Annotated in this window: 4 protein-coding genes; 1 reads left to right on the forward strand and 3 read right to left on the reverse strand. The window is 61.6% G+C overall.

The genetic code is table 11. From position 1 onward, the window contains the following. Nucleotides 1-438, forward strand: a 438-nt coding sequence (locus tag A3754_RS18805) for a transketolase C-terminal domain-containing protein (protein WP_304439848.1), incomplete at its 5' end; no start/stop codon positions are given. Nucleotides 439-486: 48 nt separating this feature from the next. Here the strand turns inward: A3754_RS18805 and A3754_RS18810 are convergent. The 3 genes from A3754_RS18810 to A3754_RS27915 form a co-directional block, all read right to left on the reverse strand. Further along, complete coding sequence (locus A3754_RS18810) at nt 487-1,725, reverse strand: diguanylate cyclase (protein ID WP_063520925.1); 1,239 nt, start codon at nt 1,723-1,725, stop codon at nt 487-489. A gap of 93 nt (nt 1,726-1,818) precedes the next feature. After that, nucleotides 1,819-2,304, reverse strand: coding sequence for a phosphatidylglycerophosphatase A (locus A3754_RS18815; RefSeq protein WP_063520926.1), 486 nt, complete (start codon nt 2,302-2,304; stop codon nt 1,819-1,821). A 93-nt stretch (nt 2,305-2,397) separates the two neighbouring features. Further along, nucleotides 2,398-2,973: thiamine-monophosphate kinase (locus A3754_RS27915; RefSeq protein WP_369817626.1), on the reverse strand; the 576-nt coding region annotated here is incomplete at its 5' end.

Raw genomic sequence — 2,973 nt, forward strand, 5'->3', positions numbered from 1 at the left:
GAAACCATGACCGCCCTGCCCATCGGCCAGGCGCGCACCCTGCGCGAAGGCCAGCACGTGGCCATACTGGCCTTTGGGGCACTGGTGCCAGCCGCGCTTGAAGCCGCCGACGCGCTCAATGCCACCGTGCTGGACATGCGCTGGGTGAAACCCCTGGACCGGGATGCCATTCTCCACGCCGCCGCGCAGCACACCTTGCTGGTCACCGCAGAAGACCATCAGCAGATGGGGGGCGCAGGCTCGGCCGTGAATGAACTGCTGCACGAGGCAGGCGTAGTGCTGGATGTACTGAACCTGGCCCTGCCGGATCACTTCATTCATCACGGCAAGCGGGATGTGTTACTGGCCGAAGCGGGCCTGGATGCAGAGGGCATTGAGCAACAGATCCGCAAACGCCTGAACCGCCAACAGACCCTTCGTGAAGCCCGGGAGCGCTAGCTCCGCCCCGGCAAAGTCACGGGAAAGCAACAACTGAAAGGGGAGCGATCATCGCTCCCCTTCGTCGTTCTTGCGCTCCTTGACCAAGCGCACCGCAGGCGGCGCCTGGTAAATTCGCCAGTCATCCCGTCCGCCTTGTTTGGCCAGATAGAGGGCCCGGTCCGCAGCCTCCAGCAAGTCTCCGGCACTGTGCCGGTCGCCGGGAATCATCGTGGCCACGCCAACACTGACCGTCACTTCGTTCATTTGCGGATTATCCGCATGGGGGATGGCCAGTGAGCGCACGGAACGACATAGCCGGGACGCCAGCTGCTGCGCCTCCACTTCATCGGTTTCCGGGTACAACAGCACGAACTCCTCCCCACCAAAGCGAGCCACCAGATCCCCCCCGCGGCGGCTGTAGCGATGGAATTCCGCTGACAGCTTCTGTAGGCAAAGATCGCCTTGCAGGTGTCCGTAGTGGTCGTTGTAGGCCTTGAAGCGGTCCACATCCACCAACATTACGCTCAGCGGCTGTCCGCTGCGTTTGCAACGCCGCCACTCCCGGTCGAAGGCTTCATCGAAAAAGCGCCGATTGGCCAGCCCCGTGAGGCTGTCTTCCCGGCTGAGCCGGTGCAGACGTTCTGCCAATGCCTGGGTACGACGTTGCTGGCGTTGTAGCTGGCGCTGGTTGAAAAAAAGCAGCCGATCACGCACTTCCGAGGAATAGCACAGGAACATCCCCAGCAAACTGATCCCGGTATAGGTACGGTGGAGCACCTGCCAGTCCAGCCCCTGGCCCAGCTTTTCAGCAATCAGTGCCCCCACCAGGCCACCGCCCCAACCTGCCAGCACAGCCACGGTAAAGCGCAACCCGACCATGGCATAGATGATGACCAGTGCATAAATAACAGACACATGAGCCAACTGAATGGCGCCGCTGTCGCGCATGAAGCCGGGAATGGCCACGGACAGCGCCACGGCAAGAAAGCTGCCGACACCGGCATAGAGAGGGAAAAAACGATCCAGCGCGCGCACCTGTGCGAGCAAGCCCGCCACCAGCACAATGATCCCCACCCAGATATAGGTGGACAACCACCAGCCACGAATCTGCTCCGGCGCCAACGCATAAATGCCGGTGATCAGCAGCATGTAGAGCAACAGGATATAGAAGGCATTGACCCGGAAGCTTTCCACCGCCTCCTGGCACTGATAGTCCCGGTACTCCCCTTCCAGGCGCCGGGGGAAGCGCAACCAGCGCACTCCTGGCACCACCACCCGTCGTGAGCGCGGGTCCGTGTCTGACATTGCAAGTCCTTTGCGAATGAATCTTCCTGCAGGTTAAAAGTTAACCTTCAGGAGCGCCATTCCTTTGGCTCCAGCGGTAGTGACAAAACGATATCAGGTAAATATGGCAGGAAATTGCCAGATCAGTAATTGCACCACGACCGCGGCATAAACCCCTGCCAGCAAGTCATCGACCATGATTCCCAGGCCTCCGGCCACCCGCCGGTCCAGCCAGCCAATAGGCCAGGGCTTGATAATGTCGAACACCCGGAACGCCACAAACCCGGCCAGCGCCCCCCAGGGGGTGATCGGTACGGCAATCATGGTGATCAGCAGGCCCGCGATTTCATCCCAGACAATGCCCGGGTGATCATGCACATGCATATCATCGGAGGTCTTCCCGCACAGGTAGGGCCCCACAGCGATTACCGCTGCAGTCACCGCCAGATACCCCCACAGGGGCAGCTGGGCACACAACCACCAGATCGGCATGGCCGCCACCGTACCAAAGGTACCCGGCGCAATAGGCGCCAGCCCGGACCCGAAGCCGAAGGCCAGGAAGTGCACCGGGTTACGCATACTGGGGCGTTGAAATTCCATGTTATTCCTCGCGGGCTCGGTGTCGGCAATCTCTTTGGATTTTGTAGGGTTTAGCGTGCAGCCATGTTGCGTCTTGCTTGCAGGCGTCTCTTGTCAAAAATGCTGCCAGCCAGTAACGGTCAGAGTACGCACCGCCCCATCGCGCTGGCGTAAACGCATACCGGGTTGCGCCTCGATTCGACCCAGGCAATAACTGCCTTGCGGAACCGGCTTTGATGGCGGCAAGGTAAACAATAGCAGATAGTCATCACCGCCCTGCAGCTGCAAGGCCCTCTGCTTATCGGCGCTGCACCCGGCCAGCACGGATGGATCGTCCGGCAGCGCCGCCTCGTCCAGACAGGCACCCAGCTCACCCGACGCCTGCAGGATATGGTTCAGATCCGCCAGCACACCGTCAGAAATATCGATGCAGGCACTGGCCTGACCACGTAGCGCCATACCCAGCTCCCACTGCGGACGGGGCCGACGGAAATGGCCCACGGCAGGGCCGTGACGCTGCCCGGCCTGCCACTGCTCCAGCCCAAGCAAGCCGGCCCCCGTCACGCCGCCTACACAGATCTGATCCCCCGCACGGGCACCATCACGACGCAACGCCAGCCCCGGAGGCACGGCCCCGGTAGCCTGGATCGAGACCGACAGGGGACCACGGGTGATATCCCCTCCAACCAG

Source organism: Alcanivorax sp. HI0083, assembly GCF_001635175.1.